Source organism: Kluyvera sichuanensis (assembly GCF_040930405.1).
GTDB lineage: Bacteria > Pseudomonadota > Gammaproteobacteria > Enterobacterales > Enterobacteriaceae > Kluyvera > Kluyvera sichuanensis.
The window spans coordinates 2,651,961-2,667,436 of sequence record NZ_CP162271.1 but is presented as its reverse complement, the minus strand read 5'-3'; the positions used below and the strand labels follow the sequence as shown (position 1 = coordinate 2,667,436).

Below are 15,476 nucleotides of genomic sequence, written 5' to 3'. Positions count from 1 at the left end.
TCGTCATGTTTACCTTTATCAAAAAAGTCATCAAAACCGGCACTACGACATCGTCCTATCCGCTGGAACCGATGCCGGTTGATAAAAACTTCCGCGGCAAGCCGGAACACAATCCGCAGCAGTGTATCGGCTGCGCGGCGTGCGTGAACGCCTGCCCGTCGAACGCCCTGACGGTGGAAACCGACCGCGTCAGCAATCAACTGGCGTGGCAGTTCAACCTCGGCCGCTGCATCTTCTGCGGTCGCTGCGAAGAAGTGTGCCCGACGGCGGCGATCAAGCTGTCGCAGGAGTACGAACTGGCGGTGTGGAAGAAAGAAGATTTCTTGCAGCAGTCCCGTTTTGATATCTGCAACTGCCGCGTCTGCAACCGTCCGTTTGCAGTGCAAAAAGAGATTGATTACGCCATTGCGCTGCTCAAGCACAACGGCGACAGCCGCGCGGAAAATCACCGCGAAAGCTTTGAGACCTGCCCGGAATGTAAGCGTCAGAAATGTTTGGTGCCTTCCGACCGTATTGACCTGACTCGCCACATGAAAGAGGCCATCTGATGAGCAACTTAATAGGGCCACGCGACGACAACGGCATGCCGGTGCCGATGACGGTAGAAGAATCTATCGCCAGCATGAAAGCGTCGCTGCTGAAAAACATCAAGCGTTCCGCCTACGTGTACCGCGTGGACTGCGGCGGCTGTAACGGCTGCGAAATCGAAATCTTTGCCACGCTTTCACCGCTGTTCGATGCCGAACGTTTTGGTATTAAAGTGGTGCCGTCACCGCGTCATGCCGACATTCTGCTGTTTACCGGTGCGGTCACCCGCGCCATGCGTTCGCCGGCGCTGCGCGCCTGGCAGTCCGCGCCGGACCCGAAAATCTGTATCTCCTACGGCGCTTGCGGCAACAGCGGCGGTATCTTCCACGACCTGTACTGCGTCTGGGGCGGCACCGATAAAATTGTACCTGTAGACGTGTACATTCCTGGCTGCCCGCCAACGCCTGCGGCAACGCTGTACGGCTTTGCCATGGCGCTGGGTCTGCTGGAGCAGAAAATCCACGCGCGTGCGCCAAGTGAACTGGACGCACAGCCGGCCGAAATTCTGCATCCGGACATGGTCCAGCCGCTGCGCGTGCAGGTTGACCGTGCCGCGCGCCGTCTGGCGGGCTATCGTTATGGTCGCCAGATTGCCGACGACTATATGCTGCATCTGGGCCAGGGTGACACTCAGGTTCAGCAGTGGCTGGCCACAGAAAACGATCCGCGTCTGACGGAAATCGTCACACAGCTTAACCACGTAGTAGAAGAGGCACGTATTCGATGAGCGAACAGGTGGTGTTCAGTCAACTGAGCCGTAAATTTATTGATGAGAACGATGCCACGCCTTCCGAGGCGCAGCAGGTTGTCTATTACAGCCTGGCGATTGGCCACCACCTCGGGGTCATCGACTGCCTCGAAGCCGCGCTGACCTGCCCGTGGGATGAATATCTGGCGTGGATTGCTACGCTTGAAGCGGACAGCACGGCGCGGCGCAAGATGGAAGGCGTGCCGAAGTACGGCGAGATTGTCATCGACAGCAACCACGTGTCGATGCTGGCGAACGCGTTTGATAAGGCGCGGGCGTCACAAACCCCGCAGCAAAAAGAGTGGAGCCAGGCGATGCTCAATATGCTGCACGCCATTCATCAGGAGAGCGCCATCTATCTGATGGTGCGTCGCCTGCGCGACTGATTTTACGATTGAGGAGTGACCATGACTGACGTTTTACTCTGTGTCGGCAATAGCATGATGGGCGACGATGGCGCTGGCCCTCTGCTGGCAGAAATGTGCGCAGCCCAGCCGAAAGGGGCGTGGGTTGTGATTGACGGCGGCAGCGCGCCGGAAAACGATATTGTGGCGATCCGCGAGTTGAACCCGGCTCGCCTGCTGATTGTTGATGCCACCGATATGGGGCTGAACCCGGGCGAGATTCGCATTATCGACCCGGACGACATCGCCGAGATGTTTATGATGACTACCCACAATATGCCGCTGAACTACCTGGTGGATCAGCTGAAAGACGACGTGGGTGAGGTGATTTTCCTCGGTATTCAGCCGGATATCGTTGGGTTTTACTATCCAATGACCCAGGCGATCAAAGACGCGGTTGAAGTGGTTTATCAGCGTCTTGAAGGGTGGCAGGGGAACGGCGGGTTTGCGCAGTTGGAAGCTGAGGACGAAGAGTAGTCGTCGTTTGTACCCTCACCCCGGCCCTCTCCCTGGAAGGGAGAGGGAGAAAACCCGTGCCGCTTTAACGCAATGAGTTCATATCCCCAAACCGCACCTGACGGTCCCCTCGCCCCTTTGGGGAGAGGGTTAGGGTGAGGGGAAACCTGGCACCTACGCCAAATCTTCCCCGTTGCTGGCAATCACCTTCTTATACCACCAGAACGACTTCTTACGCGTCCGCGCCAGCGTCCCATTCCCCGCATCATCACGGTCAACGTAGACAAACCCATAGCGCTTGCTCATTTCACCGGTGGAGGCTGCCACGAGATCAATACAGCCCCAGGTGGTGTAACCCATCACCGGAATCCCGTCCTCAATCGCTTCCCCCATCGCCCGAATATGTTCACGCAGATAGCTGATGCGGTAATCGTCATCAATCTGCCCGTCAGCGTTAACCACGTCTTTCGCGCCGAGGCCGTTTTCCACCAGGAACAGCGGCTTCTGGTAGCGGTCGTACATCATGTTCATGGTGATGCGCAGACCGAGCGGGTCGATGCCCCAGCCCCATTCGCTGGCTTCGATATACGGGTTTTTCAGCGACTTCACGATGTTCGCCGCGTTGGTATTGTTGGCATTCATCTCCGCCGACGCGCAGCGCGAGGCGTAGTAGCTGAACGAAACAAAATCGACGGTGTGCTTGAGGATCTCGTCATCGCCCGCTTCTTTAGCGATCGTCACGCCTTTCTCGCGGAACACCCGCGCCGAGTAGGCTGGATAGCGGCCGCGCGCCTGCACGTCGATAAAGAACAGGTTCTCGCGGTCTTTCTCCAGCGCCGTCCACACGTCTTCCGGCTTGCAGGAGTAAGGGTAGAAATTACCGCCCGCCAGCATGCAGCCGACCTGGTTTTGCGGGTTCACCTCATGGGCGATTTTGGTGGCCAGTGCGCTGGCGACCAGCTCGTGGTGCGCGGCCTGGTATTTCACCTGATCCTGATTTTCACCCTCTTCAAACACCAGCCCCGCGCCGGAGAACGGGCTGTGCAACATAATGTTGATTTCGTTGAAGGTTAGCCAGTACTTCACCAGCCCGTCGAACGCCTCAAAGCAGGTGCGGGCATAGCGGGCGAAAAAATCGACCATTTTGCGGTTGCGCCATGAACCATACTCGGTGACCAGATGCATCGGCACGTCGAAGTGGCACAGGGTGACCAGCGGCTCAATGCCGTACTTCTGGCACTCGCGGAACAGGTCGCGGTAGAAGGCGATGCCCGCTTCGTTAGGTTCCAGCTCGTCACCATTTGGATAGAGACGGCTCCAGGCAATCGAGGTACGGAACACGGTAAAGCCCATCTCCGCCATCAGCGCGATATCTTCTTTGTAGCGATGATAAAAATCGATCGCCTGATGGCTCGGGTAGAACTCATCGTCGCGCAGCGTAAAGCGCTTCTCTTGCCCCAGCTTCACCGGCAGGCGGTTTACGCCGTGCGGGATCATATCCACGGTGGTCAGCCCTTTGCCGCCCTCAAGATAAGCCCCTTCGGCCTGGTTGGCGGCAATGGCGCCGCCCCAGAGAAACCCTTGCGGAAATGTCGACATGCGTTACCTCGCTAAAAAATTATGAAATTCGTGCCGCCGCCGCACCGGCAGGCGCGTTGGCCTGACGCTTGCGCGCCTCAGCGGCGGCCTCTTCGACGGGAATATCTTCAAAACCAAGAATCAACGTCAGCACAAAGGAGAGCACCACCGCCAGCGCCATCACCCCAAATACCCAGACGATCGTCATCGGGTTAGCCGGGTCGAAGAACTGCACGCTGGTGAACAGGCCTGGCGCGGCCATGGAGTGGCTGGCAAGCCCGACGGCACCGGCAATGCCGCCGCAGATAAAGCCGCTTATCAGGCTGGCGATCAGCGGGCGTTTCAGACGGATGGCGACGCCGTACAGCGCGGGCTCGGAAATGCCGGCCAGAATGGCGGAAGCGGCCGCCGCCAGCGCGGTCTGACGCAACTCCGGGTTTTTGGTTTTCCATGCCACCGCCAGCGACGAACCGCCGAGCGACAGGTTGGCGCCAATTTCCGACGGCATCACCATGCCCTCTTTGCCGGTCTCGGCGATGGTCTGAATGATGGTGGGCGTAAAGACGCGGTGCATCCCGGTCATCACCAGCAGCGGCCACAGTGCGCCCATAATGGCGACCGACAGCCAGCCGAGGTAGCCGTGAATGGTGTACACCAATGCGGAGATGGCGCTACCGATCCAGATGCCAATCGGGCCAATCAGCAGGATCGCCAGCGGTGCGGCGATCAACACGATCAGCATCGGTTTAAGGAAGTTTTTAGTGACCGCCGGGGTGATCTTATCGACCCAGCGTTCAATGTAGGAGAGGCACCAGGTCATCACCAGCGCCGGGATCACGGTATAGGTGTACTTCACCGCCGTTACCGGGATAAAGGCGAATTCGACGTGCTCGCCCTGAGCCGCTTTCGCCATCAGCTCAATAAAGCTCGGATGCACCAGCACCCCGGCAATAGCAATCGCCAGTGACATATTGGTTTTGAACTTCACCGCCGCAGAGGCGGCGACCATCAGCGGTAGGAAGAAGAACGCGCCGTCGCCGATCACCGTCAGAATAGTGAGCGTCGGTGCGCCTTTTGGCAGCACGCTGGTCATCTCGAGGATCATCGCCAGCAGCTTAACCATCGATCCGCCGATAATTGCCGGGATCAGCGGCGACATGGTGCCGATCAGCGCGTCGAGGATCCCCGCGCCGATACGGCGTAAGGTGAGTTTCGGTTTTCCGACCGGGGCGGCAGGCTGCAGGTTGCTCGGCAGCAGGTTCACCACCTCACGGTAGGCCTGGGAGACGGTGTTGCCGATAATCACCTGGCACTGGTTGTCATTACGCACCACGCCCAGCACGCCGCTGATGCCCTTGAGGCTGGCGCTGTCGACCTGCGTTTCATCTTTCAGTACAAAGCGCAGGCGAGTCATGCAGTGCGTGACGGCGGAGATGTTCTCCACGCCGCCAAGCGCGCCCACCACGGATTGCGCCAGAGCCGCATAGTTTTTAGACATCGGAAAATCCTGTTTTATCAGTAGGGTACTTATCGCTCATCGCCCGGTGTGGCGGGGTGATGAAACGTTGCATAGGAAACCGGTTCCACATAATATTCATGTGTTATTTTTGTTACATCAAGATCTAATTTTTGTTTTTGATTAATTCGTGAAACCGATCACATGAACCAGCGTTGGGCAAAAAGCGCGCAGATCGGTGGATGCTGAAAATAGCGAAACGGTGAAGTACACTGCTGGCAAATGATTTCTCAAAGGTATGATTATGACGACAATGCTGGAGGTGGCGCGACGGGCGGGCGTGTCGAAAGCCACCGTATCCCGGGTGCTATCGGGCAACGGTTATGTCAGTCAGGAGACGAAAGACCGGGTGTTTCTGGCCATTGAAGAGAGTGGCTATCGGCCTAATCTTCTGGCACGTAACCTGGCGACCAAAAAGACGCAGACGCTGGGGCTGGTGGTCACCAATACGCTCTATCACGGGGTCTATTTCAGCGAGCTGCTGTTCCACGCGGCGAGCATGACCGAAGATCACGGGCGGCGGCTGATTCTGGCGGACGGTAAGCACAGCGCCGAGGAGGAGCGAGATGCCATTCAGTACCTGCTCGACCTGCGCTGTGACGGCATTATTATTTATCCCCGTTTTCTGAGCGTCGACGATATTGACGAGATTATTCAGCAGCAACAGCAGCCGATATTAGTGATTAACCGTCGGCTGCGGCGAAATAGCAGCCACTGCGTGTATTGCGATCAAAAATCCGCCAGTCAGAATGCGGTGGAGCGGTTAATTCTCCTTGGCCATCGCGATATTGCGTTTATTACCGGCTCGCTGGATTCTCCTACCGGTATTGAACGCCTGTCCGGCTATAAAGACGCGCTGACGAAGCACGGCATTGCCGTGCGTAAGGAGCTGATTGTACAAGGAAAGTGGACGCCCGCGACCGGTGCCGCCGGAGTGGATGCGCTGCTGGACAGTAAGGTGAACTTTAGCGCGCTGGTCGCCAGTAATGACGATATGGCGGTCGGGGCGATTAAACGTCTGCATGCGCGCGGAATAAACGTACCGCGGCAGGTTTCGGTGCTGGGCTTTGATGATATTACTCTCGCACCGTATATGGTGCCGTCGCTCTCCAGCGTGCGAATTCCGGTCACGGAAATGATCAAAGAGACCATCCACCGCCTTATTTTCATGCTCGACGGCGGGGATTTTAAATATCAGCAAACCTTCCCTGGTGAACTGATTGAGCGTGAATCCATCGTCCCCGGTCCGCACGCTTAGCGTCGTCATCTGTCATCGTCATAAGTGACGATGACAGCTTATCTCTCATCATCAGCAATAAAATCTCCTTAAAAAACAGCTAACTAAAAGTTGGCTCGAATAATGCATTCTCCCGCGAATTCACTGTCATTGCTGGAGAAGTTGATGAACCGTTTCATCATTGCTGATGCGAGTAAATGTATTGGCTGCCGGACATGCGAAGTCGCATGCGTGGTTTCCCACCAGGAAGATCAGGACTGCGCCGCGCTGACGCCGCAATCTTTCCTGCCCCGTATTCACGTTATTAAAGGCGTAGATGTCTCTACCGCCACCGCCTGCCGCCAGTGCGAAGACGCGCCGTGCGCTAACGTCTGCCCGAACGGCGCAATCAGCCGCGATAAAGGTTTTATCCATGTGATGCAGGAACGCTGCATCGGCTGCAAAACCTGCGTGGTGGCGTGCCCATACGGTGCGATGGAAGTGGTGGTGCGTCCGGTGGTTCGTAACAGCGGCGCGGGCCTGAAGGTGCGTGCGGAGAAAGCGGAAGCCAACAAGTGTGACCTCTGCTACCACCGTGAAGCTGGCCCAGCCTGTATGGAAGCCTGCCCGACTCACGCGCTGTTTTGCGTCGACCGCAGCAAGCTTGAACAGCTGAGCGCGGAAAAACGTCGTCGCGCCGCGCTCGATAGCGCCGCGTCTATCTCTCTTTAATCATCCTTATTTCTCTTTTAACAGGTCTGTTACTGATGAAAAAAATCACGAGTGTGTGCCCTTACTGTGGGGCTGGTTGCAAACTGAAGCTGGTTGTCGACAACGGTAAAATTATCCGCGCCGAGGCCGCCGACGGTAAAACCAACCAGAATGAGCTGTGCCTGAAGGGCTATTACGGCTGGGATTTTCTGAACGACACCAAGCTGCTGACCCCCCGATTAACGCAGCCGATGATCCGCTATGAAAAAGGCGGCAAGTTCACTCCCGTGAGCTGGGATGAGGCAATTCGCTATACCGCGAAGCGTCTTGGCGATATCAAAGCCAAATTCGGGCCGCGCGCCATTATGACCACTGGGTCATCGCGCGGCACCGGCAATGAAACCAACTATGTGATGCAGAAATTCGCCCGCGGCGTGCTGTACACCAATAACGTCGACTGCTGCGCGCGCGTCTGTCACGGCCCTTCAGTGGCCGGGCTTCAGGACGTGCTGGGCAACGGCGCGATGAGCAACAGCATCGGCGATATCGAAAACTCCCGCTGCCTGCTGGTTTTTGGCTACAACTGCGCGGACTCGCACCCGATTGTGGCGCGTCGCGTGATTAAGGCGAAAGACAAAGGGGCCAAAATTATCGTCTGCGATCCGCGTCGTATTGAAACCGCGCGCATCGCCGACTAGCATCTGCAGATGCGTAACGGCAGCAATATGGCGCTGGTGAACGCTTTCGCCCACGTGCTGCTGGAAGAAGACCTGTACGACCACGAGTACGTTTCTCGCTATACCACCGGGCTTGATGAATTGCGTGAAGTGGTCAAAGACTACGCGCCGGAAGCGGTAGAGTCCCTGACCGGTATTCCGGCCATGCAGGTGCGCCAGGCGATGCGTACCTATGCGGCCGCGCCGTCGGCGACCATTATGTGGGGCATGGGTGTCACCCAGTTTGGCCAGGCGGTTGACGTGGTGAAAGGGTTGGCAAGCCTGGCGCTGCTGACCGGTAACCTCGGGCGAGAAGCGGTCGGTGTTGGCCCGGTGCGTGGGCAGAACAACGTGCAGGGCGCGTGCGACATGGGCGTGCTGCCAAACCAGTTCCCTGGCTATCAGGATGTGGTGGACGCCGCCGTGCGCGAGAAGTTCGCCAAAGCCTGGGGCATCGATGCCAGCCTGATGGACGACAAAGTGGGCGTGCGCATTACCGAAGTGCCGCATCTGGCCATCGAAGGGAAGGTGAAAGCCTACTACATCATGGGCGAAGACCCGCTGCAAACCGAGGCGGATTTAGGTCTGGTGCGCAAAGGGTTTGAAGCGCTCGACTTTGTGGTGGTGCAGGACATCTTTATGACCAAGACCGCCGAGCAGGCGGACGTGCTGCTGCCCGCGACCTCATGGGGCGAACACGGCGGCGTCTTCACCTGCGCCGACCGCGGCTTTCAGCGCTTCGAAAAAGCCATCGAACCGACCTATAACGTCAAGCGCGACTGGGAAATTATCAGCCTGCTGGCAAGCGAAATGGGCTACCCGATGCATTACGACGATAACCAGCAAATCTGGGACGAAATGCGCGAGCTGTGCCCGCTGTTCTACGGCGTCACCTACGAGAAAATGGGTGAGATGGGGCACGTACAGTGGCCGTGCCCGACCCTTGACCATCCGGGGACGCCGTATTTGTACGAAGGCAATCAGTTTGCCACGCCTGATGGTAAAGGCCACCTGTTTGCGGCACCGTGGCGTGCACCAGCCGAAACGCCGGACGCCGACTTCCCGCTGGTGCTCTGCACCGTACGCGAGGTCGGGCACTACTCCTGTCGCTCGATGACCGGCAACTGCGCGGCGCTGCAATCGCTCGCTGATGAGCCAGGCTTTGTGCAGATGAACCCGCAGGATGCCAACCTGCTTGGCGTGCATGATAAGCAGCTGGTGTGGGTCTCCTCCCGCCGCGGCAAAGTGATTAGCCGCGCCAGCGTCAGCGAACGCATCAACCACGGTAGCGTCTACATGACCTATCAATGGTGGGTGGGTGCCTGCAACGAACTGACCCAGGACAACCTCGACCCTATCTCGAAAACGCCGGAAACCAAGTATTGCGCGGTGAAAATCGAGGCGATTGAGGATCAGAACTGGGCCGAAATCTTCGCGCTGGACAGCTATCAGTCGATGAAAACGCGCCTCAACGCGGCGCTTAACGGGTAATCAGATGAACGCAAACGGCGTGCAGATCCGCATCTGCGGAAAAGTACAGGGGGTGGGCTTCCGTCCTTTCGTCTGGCAGCTCGCCAAACAGCGCGGCTGCCTCGGTGATGTCTGCAACGACAGCGCCGGGGTACTGCTGCGCCTGTACGGTGACGAAGCGGACTTTATCGCCGCGCTGTACCAGTACTGCCCGCCGCTTGCGCGCATTGATAGTACCCACGTCGAGCCCTTTGAGTGGCCGACGCTGCCAACCGATTTCACCATCCGCCAGAGCGGTGCCGGGGCGATGAGCACCCAGATTGTCCCGGATGCGGCAACCTGCCCGGCGTGCCTGGCAGAAATGAACGACCCGCAGGAGCGGCGCTATCGCTACCCGTTTATCAACTGCACCCACTGTGGGCCGCGCTTTACCATTATTCACGCCATGCCCTATGACCGCCCGCTGACGGTGATGGCGGCGTTTCCGCTCTGCCCGCAGTGCGAGGCGGAGTACCGTAATCCTTATGACCGCCGTTTTCACGCCCAGCCGGTGGCCTGCGCCGAGTGCGGGCCGTGGTTGATGTGGCAAAGCGGCGAACAACGCGCGGAAAAAGAGGCGGCGCTTGCCGCCGCTATCGCCATGATTGATGCCGGTGGCATTGTGGCAGTGAAGGGCATTGGCGGCTTCCATCTGGCCTGCGATGCCGGAAATTCTGCGGCGGTGGCGACGCTTCGTGCGCGCAAACATCGCCCGGCAAAACCGCTAGCGGTGATGGTGGCAAACGCCGACGCGCTGTCAATTGACGCGCGCTCGCTGCTGAAAACCCCCGCCGCACCGATTGTGCTGGTGGATAAATATCTGATTCCTGGGGTCTGCCCGGAGATTGCGCCGGATCTTGCGGAGGTTGGCGTGATGCTGCCCGCCAACCCGCTACAGCATCTGCTAATGCAGGCGCTGGCGCGCCCGCTGGTGATGACCTCCGGTAATCTGAGCGGTAAGCCACCGGCGCTGACCAACGATGATGCACTGACCGATCTGGCCGATATTGCCGACGGCTTCCTGCTGCACAACCGCGATATCGTGCAGCGTATGGACGATTCGGTGGTGCGTCAGAGCGGTGAGATGCTGCGCCGTTCGCGCGGCTATGTGCCGGATGCATTGACCCTGCCGCCGGGCTTTCGCGATGTGCCGCCGATGCTCTGCCTCGGCGCGGACATGAAAAATACCTTCTGCCTGGTGCGCGGCGACCGGGCGGTACTCAGCCAGCACTTTGGCGACCTGACCGACGACGGCGTGGAAGCCCAGTGGCGGCAGGCGCTGGCGCTGATGCAGTCCATTTATGACTTTGCGCCGCAGGCGGTGGTGGCGGATTACCATGCGGCCTATCGTTCGTCCCAGTGGGCGGCTGAACTGGCGCTGCCGCAGCATCAGGTGCTGCATCATCACGCGCACATTGCCGCCTGCCTTGCCGAGCACGACTGGCCGCTTGACGGCGGTGAGGTGATTGCGATGGCGCTCGACGGTATCGGCATGGGCGAACACGGCGCGCTGTGGGGCGGTGAGTGTCTGCGCGTGAGCTACCGCAAGTGTGAACATCTTGGCGGCCTACCCGCCGTGGCGCTGCCGGGCGGTGACCTGGCGGCGCGTCAGCCGTGGCGTAACCTGCTAGCGCACTGCCTGGCGTTCGTGCCCGGCTGGGAAACGTTTGATGCTACGCAGACCGTGCAGCAGCAGAATTGGCCGCTGCTGGCGCAGGCGATTCAGCGCGGGATCAACAGCCCGGTGGCGTCTTCCTGCGGCCGCCTGTTTGACGCGGTGGCCTGTGCGGTCGGCTGCGCGCCGCTGGCGCTGAGCTACGAAGGCGAGGCCGCCTGTCGGCTGGAAGCGCTGGCGTCGGGCTGTGCGGGCGTGAGACATCCAGTGACGATGCCGGTTGTTGATGATCAGCTGGATCTCGCCACCTTCTGGCAGGCATGGCTGAGCTGGCAGGCAACGCCAGCGCAAAAAGCGTGGGCGTTTCACGATGCGCTGGCGCAGGGCATTGCTGCCTTAATGCGTCAGCATGCAGAGCGTCTGTCGCTCTCGACGCTGGCTTTCGGCGGCGGCGTGCTGCACAACGCGCTGCTGCGCAGTCGCCTTACGCACTATCTACACGATTTCACTTTGCTCTTTCCAAAGCGTTTACCCGCGGGGGATGGGGCAATTTCATACGGGCAGTCTGTGATTGCTGCAGCTCGCCATCTGGTTTAAGGAGTTACTCATGTTGTGGAATGTTCTTCGTCAACAGCCGCGCGCAACGCTGCTGGTTATGGTTCTCGTGTTGGCGAATTTACTGGCCTGGGGTTGGGCATGGCAGGCATTTGGTCATAACGGTGCGCTGATGGCCGCCAGTCTGCTGGCGTGGGGCTACGGCCTGCGTCATGCGGTGGATGCTGACCACATTGCGGCGATTGATAACGTCACCCGTAAAATGATGCAGCAGGGTAAGCGCCCGTTCGGCGTCGGTGCCTGGTTCTCACTCGGCCACTCCTCCATCGTGGTGCTGGCATCGGTGGCGATTGCCGCCACGGCGACCGCGTTCCAGCATAAGATGAGCTGGTTCCACGACACCGGCAGCATCATCGGCACCACCGTGTCGGCGGTGTTCCTGCTGGCGATGGCGCTGGTCAACCTGATTATTCTGCGCGGCGTGTGGCGCAGCTTCCAGGCGCTGAAAAAAGGCGAGTCGGTCTCGGCCGACCTGCCGGTGACCGGCGGCATGATGAGCGCGCTGTTCAGCCGTACTTTCCGCCTGATTGGCAAGAGCTGGCATATGTATCTGGTCGGCTTCCTGTTTGGCCTTGGTTTTGATACTGCCACCGAAATTGGCGTGCTGGGCATCTCTGCCGCCAGCGCATCCAGCGGGATGTCGATGTGGTCGATTATGGTCTTCCCGGCGCTGTTCGCGAGCGGCATGGCGCTGGTTGACACCCTGGATAACATTCTGATGGTGGGCGCGTACGGTTGGGCCTTCAACAAGCCGCAGCGTAAGCTTTACTACAACATGACCATTACCGGTGCCTCCGTGGTGGTCGCGCTGTTTATTGGTGGGCTGGAAGCGCTGGGGCTGATTATCGATAAGTTCGACCTGACCGGCGGCATCTGGAGCGGGGTGTCGATGCTCAGCGACAACCTCGGCAACGCGGGCTTTGTGGTGATTGGCCTGTTCGCGCTGTGCTGGCTGGTGTCGATGGTCAACTACCGCTGGCGCAACTATGACGCGCTGGTGGTGCGTTAAGATTTGAGCCGTTCCTGGCGGCGCTACGCTTGGCCGGGCTACATTCGATCTGTAGCCCGGCCAAGCGTAGCGCCGCCGGGGAAACGCCGGGCGCAAAAACAAAAAAAGCCCCGGGGCAGCGGGGCTAAAATCAGACATTCGCGCGTCCTTGCGCTTGAGGTTAAGTGATACAGCGGACAGTGCGTTGACTTCTTAACTCGCGAGCGACTTCAACAGACCAAAGGCCTCTTTCATTCGCTCCTCGCTAACCACGAATGCCCGCAGCTGCTGGCCTTCGTCGTAGCCTTGCGCCAGCATACCGTCGGCGCGGGTTTCAATCTTCCAGTTCAAATCCTGACGGCGGGTTTCACCGGCCAGATGCAGCGGCAGATCCGGCGTTTTCACCTTCACCAGCATGTTTGGCAGCTTCAGCTCGCCGGACTGGCCGAGAATATTCTTCGCCAGACACATCGCGCTCATCAGAATCGGCTGCAGGAACGGCAGCACGGTACCGTTGATCTCCGCGCAGTCGCCCAGCGCATAGATATCCGGGTTGCTGGTACGCAGGGTGCTATCGACCTTCACGCCGCGGTTAATTTCAAGGCCCGCCATGCGTGCCAGCGCCGTTTCCGGACGCAGGCCGGTGGCGGCCACCACCGCATCAACTTCCACGTGGCGGTCGCGGTCAAAGGTGGCGCGAATGCCGGTGGCGGTCTGCTCCAGCGACTGCAGCTGGGATTTCAGCAGCAGATGAATACCCATGTCGGTCAGACGATGCTGCAACCGGCTGCTCACTTCCGGCGGCATCAGCGAGGCCAGCACGCTGGCGGAGTTATCGACCACGGTGACCGCTTTACCGGCGCGGCTAAAGTCCATCGCCAACTCGCTGCCAATCAGGCCGCCGCCGATAATCAGCACGCGTTGGGCATCGCGCAGCGTACTTTGCGCGGCGCCGAACTCCTGCTGACTGTTGAGGGTCAGCATCAACTCTTTGCCCGGCACCGGCGGCACGATGGTTGACGCGCCCGTTGCCAGCACCAACTTGTCGTACTGCCATTCATGATTCTGGCTTTTCACCACATGCGTATTGGCGTCAATGCCGGTCACCCAGGTCTGCGGGAACAGGTTCAGGTTGTACTGCTCGGCAAACTCGCCTGCGGTTTGCAGGGTGAGGTCGGCGGCGGTTTGCCCCCGGCTCACCACGTGGCTTAAGTCCGGTTTGTTGTACTCGTCGATGCTGTCGGCGGCGATGAGCGTCAGTTTGACGCTCGCGTCGAGCTTACGAATATTCTTCACCAGCTGGCGGGCCGCGAAGCCCGAGCCGATGATCACGATGCCATGATTCATTTTGCCTCCGTCGCCATCACGTCAAAGACATCTTTCCCTAATGAACATTCCGGGCACAGGAAGTTATCCGGGACTTCGCTCCACGGTGTACCTGGCTGGACGTCCTGGTTTGGTTCGCCTTTTGCCGGGTCGTAAACCCACTGACACACGCTGCATTGCATGCTTGGGCCGAGGTCGGCTGCGGCAGCGGCGGCACAGGCGCAGGCCTCTTTCGCGGCGTCTGGTTTTGCCGTGGCTTCTGGCAGTGGAGCCAGTGCCCACTGACGGGCAATTTCACGGCCGTGCTGACGGCAGATTTCCAGCGCGTCGATATCCGGGCGCCATTTCGCCTTCAGGCTCAGAGACATTTCAAAGCCCGCATCCTGCAAACGAGTAGACAGACGGTCAACCGCGCCGCCGCTCCAGCCGTGAGAACCGAAGGCGCTGGCGCGTTTGTTACGGAAGCGCAGGCCGGTCATCTCTTCCACCAGGCCAGCAATTTTCGGCATCATCACGTTGTTCATGGTTGAAGTCCCCACCAGCACGCCTTTAGAACGGAAGACGTTGGTCAGAATTTCGTTTTTATCGCTGCGGGCGACGTTGAAGATTTTCACCGCCACGTTCGGGTCAACTTCGTTGATCCCCTGGGCAATCGCATCCGCCATCATGCGGGTGTTGTTGGACATGGTGTCGTAGAAGATAGTGATACGGTCTTCCTGATAGTCCGCCGCCCATTTCAGATACAGTTCCACAATCTGGGTTGGGTTTTCGCGCCATACCACACCGTGGGAGGTGGCAATCATATCGACCGGCAGGTTGAAGCCGAGGATCTCGGTGATTTTTGGCGTCACCAGACGGCTGAACGGGGTCAGGATGTTGGCGTAGTAGCGCTGGCACTGTTCGAACAGTTCGGTCTGGTCAACTTCGTCGTTGAACAGGCGTTCGTCACAGTAGTGCTGGCCGAAGGCATCGTTACTGAACAGCACCGCGTCGCCGGTCATGTAGGTCATCATGCTGTCAGGCCAGTGCAGCATCGGGGTTTCAACGAAGATCAGCTGTTTGCCGTTACCGATGTCCAGGCTGTCGCCGGTTTTCACCACGTGGAAGTTCCACTCTGGGTGATGGTGGTGGCCGTTGATGGAGTCAATGGCGTTGGCGGTGCAGTAGATTGGGGTGTCCGGGATCTGCGACATCAGCTCGGTCAGCGCACCGGCGTGGTCTTCTTCAGCGTGGTTAATGATGATGTAGTCGATGTCGGCCAGGTCGATTTCGCCGCGCAGGTTCTGTACGAATTCACGGCTGAATTTATGGTCGACGGTATCAATCAGGACGTTTTTCTCTTCACGGATAAGGTAGCTGTTGTAGCTGCTGCCGCGCAGCGTTTTGTATTCGGTACCGTGGAAATCACGTACTTCCCAATCGCGTTGACCAACCCAATGAATGTTATTTTTAACCAGAATAGACATAGCAACCTCAATTAATTCAGCGTT

Annotated in this window: 12 protein-coding genes and 1 pseudogene; 9 read left to right on the top strand and 4 right to left on the bottom strand. The window is 58.8% G+C overall.

What is annotated here, in order from left to right; translation table 11 throughout:
- Positions 1-5: 5 nt before the first annotated feature.
- The 4 genes from AB2B48_RS12950 to hycI are packed head-to-tail and all read left to right on the top strand — an operon-like array spanning position 6 to position 2,217.
- Positions 6-548, top strand: a complete 543-nt coding sequence (locus tag AB2B48_RS12950) for a formate hydrogenlyase complex iron-sulfur subunit (protein ID WP_035892566.1) — start codon at positions 6-8, stop codon at positions 546-548.
- Complete coding sequence (locus AB2B48_RS12945) at positions 548-1,315, top strand: NADH-quinone oxidoreductase subunit B family protein (protein ID WP_035892565.1); 768 nt, start codon at positions 548-550, stop codon at positions 1,313-1,315. Before AB2B48_RS12950 ends, AB2B48_RS12945 begins: the two co-directional genes overlap by 1 nt.
- Positions 1,312-1,722: a formate hydrogenlyase maturation HycH family protein gene (locus AB2B48_RS12940; RefSeq protein ID WP_065357866.1), complete on the top strand. Its 411-nt coding sequence runs from the start codon at positions 1,312-1,314 to the stop codon at positions 1,720-1,722. Before AB2B48_RS12945 ends, AB2B48_RS12940 begins: the two co-directional genes overlap by 4 nt.
- A gap of 21 nt (positions 1,723-1,743) precedes the next feature.
- Positions 1,744-2,217: a hydrogenase maturation peptidase HycI gene (hycI, locus tag AB2B48_RS12935; RefSeq protein WP_185668050.1), complete on the top strand. Its 474-nt coding sequence runs from the start codon at positions 1,744-1,746 to the stop codon at positions 2,215-2,217.
- A gap of 153 nt (positions 2,218-2,370) precedes the next feature.
- On the opposite strand, the gene AB2B48_RS12930 is transcribed toward hycI, so the two are convergent.
- Positions 2,371-3,795, bottom strand: a complete 1,425-nt coding sequence (locus AB2B48_RS12930) for a 6-phospho-beta-glucosidase (RefSeq protein ID WP_368299337.1) — start codon at positions 3,793-3,795, stop codon at positions 2,371-2,373.
- A 19-nt stretch (positions 3,796-3,814) separates the two neighbouring features.
- The gene (gene ascF / locus AB2B48_RS12925) at positions 3,815-5,272 is read right to left on the bottom strand and encodes a PTS cellobiose/arbutin/salicin transporter subunit IIBC (RefSeq protein WP_368299336.1); all 1,458 of its coding nucleotides are present in this window, start codon (positions 5,270-5,272) and stop codon (positions 3,815-3,817) included.
- Positions 5,273-5,534: 262 nt separating this feature from the next.
- Here ascF and AB2B48_RS12920 point away from each other — a divergent pair, with 262 nt between their 5' ends.
- From AB2B48_RS12920 to AB2B48_RS12900, 5 genes and pseudogenes are all read left to right on the top strand, one after another.
- Entirely contained in the window at positions 5,535-6,548 is a 1,014-nt protein-coding gene (locus AB2B48_RS12920) for a LacI family DNA-binding transcriptional regulator (protein WP_368299335.1), read from the top strand.
- Positions 6,549-6,692: 144 nt separating this feature from the next.
- Entirely contained in the window at positions 6,693-7,238 is a 546-nt protein-coding gene (gene hydN, locus AB2B48_RS12915) for an electron transport protein HydN (RefSeq protein WP_185668054.1), read from the top strand.
- Positions 7,239-7,273: 35 nt separating this feature from the next.
- Positions 7,274-9,424 (top strand): annotated as a pseudogene (gene fdhF / locus AB2B48_RS12910) (formate dehydrogenase subunit alpha).
- 4 nt (positions 9,425-9,428) lie between these two features.
- On the top strand, positions 9,429-11,654 hold the full coding sequence (gene hypF / locus AB2B48_RS12905; protein ID WP_368299334.1) for a carbamoyltransferase HypF: 2,226 nt from the start codon (positions 9,429-9,431) through the stop codon (positions 11,652-11,654).
- A gap of 10 nt (positions 11,655-11,664) precedes the next feature.
- Positions 11,665-12,681, top strand: a complete 1,017-nt coding sequence (locus AB2B48_RS12900) for a HoxN/HupN/NixA family nickel/cobalt transporter (protein WP_220439910.1) — start codon at positions 11,665-11,667, stop codon at positions 12,679-12,681.
- A 192-nt stretch (positions 12,682-12,873) separates the two neighbouring features.
- Here the strand turns inward: AB2B48_RS12900 and norW are convergent, their stop codons facing one another.
- Together norW and norV are read right to left on the bottom strand one after the other, a co-directional pair.
- Positions 12,874-14,007: an NADH:flavorubredoxin reductase NorW gene (gene norW, locus AB2B48_RS12895; protein WP_368299333.1), complete on the bottom strand. Its 1,134-nt coding sequence runs from the start codon at positions 14,005-14,007 to the stop codon at positions 12,874-12,876.
- A complete protein-coding gene (norV, locus tag AB2B48_RS12890) occupies positions 14,004-15,452 on the bottom strand; it encodes an anaerobic nitric oxide reductase flavorubredoxin (protein WP_220439908.1) in 1,449 nt (482 codons plus the stop codon). Before norV ends, norW begins: the two co-directional genes overlap by 4 nt.
- Positions 15,453-15,476: the final 24 nt, after the last annotated feature.

Coding starts and splice junctions, on each gene's coding strand:
- AB2B48_RS12950 (WP_035892566.1), top strand. CDS start 6: ATGTTTACCTTTATCAAAAAAGTCATCAAAACCGGCACTACGACATCG.
- AB2B48_RS12945 (WP_035892565.1), top strand. CDS start 548: ATGAGCAACTTAATAGGGCCACGCGACGACAACGGCATGCCGGTGCCG.
- AB2B48_RS12940 (WP_065357866.1), top strand. CDS start 1,312: ATGAGCGAACAGGTGGTGTTCAGTCAACTGAGCCGTAAATTTATTGAT.
- hycI (WP_185668050.1), top strand. CDS start 1,744: ATGACTGACGTTTTACTCTGTGTCGGCAATAGCATGATGGGCGACGAT.
- AB2B48_RS12930 (WP_368299337.1), bottom strand. CDS start 3,795: ATGTCGACATTTCCGCAAGGGTTTCTCTGGGGCGGCGCCATTGCCGCC.
- ascF (WP_368299336.1), bottom strand. CDS start 5,272: ATGTCTAAAAACTATGCGGCTCTGGCGCAATCCGTGGTGGGCGCGCTT.
- AB2B48_RS12920 (WP_368299335.1), top strand. CDS start 5,535: ATGACGACAATGCTGGAGGTGGCGCGACGGGCGGGCGTGTCGAAAGCC.
- hydN (WP_185668054.1), top strand. CDS start 6,693: ATGAACCGTTTCATCATTGCTGATGCGAGTAAATGTATTGGCTGCCGG.
- hypF (WP_368299334.1), top strand. CDS start 9,429: ATGAACGCAAACGGCGTGCAGATCCGCATCTGCGGAAAAGTACAGGGG.
- AB2B48_RS12900 (WP_220439910.1), top strand. CDS start 11,665: ATGTTGTGGAATGTTCTTCGTCAACAGCCGCGCGCAACGCTGCTGGTT.
- norW (WP_368299333.1), bottom strand. CDS start 14,007: ATGAATCATGGCATCGTGATCATCGGCTCGGGCTTCGCGGCCCGCCAG.
- norV (WP_220439908.1), bottom strand. CDS start 15,452: ATGTCTATTCTGGTTAAAAATAACATTCATTGGGTTGGTCAACGCGAT.